Source organism: Nitrosomonas supralitoralis (assembly GCF_003011925.2).
Classification (GTDB): Bacteria; Pseudomonadota; Gammaproteobacteria; order Burkholderiales; family Nitrosomonadaceae; genus Nitrosomonas; species Nitrosomonas supralitoralis.
Genome location: NZ_PXXU01000148.1, coordinates 1 through 1,492, shown reverse-complemented (window position 1 = coordinate 1,492; position 1,492 = coordinate 1). Strand labels below are relative to the sequence as shown.

At 36.5% G+C, this 1,492-nt stretch carries 1 protein-coding gene; it reads left to right on the top strand.

Annotated elements, in window-relative coordinates; translation table 11 throughout:
• Window positions 1-273: 273 nt before the first annotated feature.
• The gene (locus tag C7H79_RS17090) at window positions 274-726 is read left to right on the top strand and encodes a PGPGW domain-containing protein (RefSeq protein WP_106708423.1); all 453 of its coding nucleotides are present in this window, start codon (window positions 274-276) and stop codon (window positions 724-726) included.
• Window positions 727-1,492 lie beyond the last annotated feature (766 nt).

The following is a 1,492-nucleotide window of genomic DNA, read 5'->3' as shown; positions in this document are numbered from 1 at the left end:
TGCACAGATTATCACCCGTTACTCTAACCTGACCGATGTAACCTGGAACAACGCAAGCAGAGATATTCTGAACAATCGTATCGTTCCAGATAAAATCGTCTAAACAAAAACCGTATCGTTCCTTGATACAACCTCAGATGTTTTAGACATTATTCCTGCTGCCTTCAACAAGCAGCAGGAATTCTTTTGCAGTGAAGATACCGTATCTCACTGCTTCTTCGCAGATTATTCGGAGCGATCTGAATGATTCTGAATTCATCTGGATAATTCTTCATGGTGGAAACTATCCTCGCGACAATTCAGCAATGGATATCTGTCGATGTATTGATCGGTTTGACAATTGCATCAATTATTGGCTTCATTGCTTCTCTGATCGCGATTCCATGGATTCTGATTCATTTGCCGAGTAATTATTTTGATTTAAGCGTTCCTCGTTACTGGATGAAAGATCGACATCCCGTGCTCCGTATTATCGGCCTGATCGTTAAAAACGTAGTTGGTTTTGTATTCCTGATTGCAGGCTTCCTGATGCTTTTTCTACCGGGACAGGGTTTGCTGACAATGCTGATAGGCTTTTCATTCATGGATTTTCCCAATAAGCGTAGGCTAGAAGCCAGAATTGTCGGGCATCCCACGATATTGAAGATGATTAACGCGGTGCGCAATAAATTTCATAAACCCCCACTGAAGCTTTCACCCAATTCTCATAATCCAACATCACTTTAACTATGGATTGTAGAAAAAATTAATTTTATTCACGTTTCCTTCACAATTTCTTCCCTATTTGTTCATGTATGTAATTCATTGATAATAAATTATAAATACAACTAATGTAGGAAATAACCTACATCAGTTGGTACATAATTAGTACATCATTACTACCAAATAGACGCTATCTGTCACTTACTTTGTGAAATTTTTATGAATATTATCGAATCGTCAAAAATGACAGAATCAGATGAAAAAATAAGAGTATTAAGATAAAGGTATCAATCAGTTGGGGGATAAGTAGTTTTGAACATAAACTTCTAGAGTGTTTTAAATAGCAAATAGAATAAAGCACTCAGGTTCTTGATACAGACATAGAAGAGTAACTAAATTCAAATACTGGCACTGCCACAGCTGTAGCCCTACCATTTTCTTATAGCCGTTAGGCGGATCTCCTACATGCAATGCTGAGAAATGTTCTTAATTGTATTGCATTTCATCTTGTTGGTCCAAAACATAACAATTTTTTTCAGGTTAAGAATTGCTCGATAAATTAGTGTGATCAGAGCGATAGGCGGTGATTTGCCGAGTATCAAAACTCACATGATAAGAAAAAAAGTCAGCGATGATTTTTTCTCGAATTTAAAGAGACTAATCAGTAGCTTTTTAATTTTAGTGTAGTTAGTCAACACAGTACGGAAGGTGTTTAACTTGCTAAATTCAAAGACAATTATGGGGGTTACATAAAATGGCAAATTTCAGCAAAACAGATCTGAATTTTCTT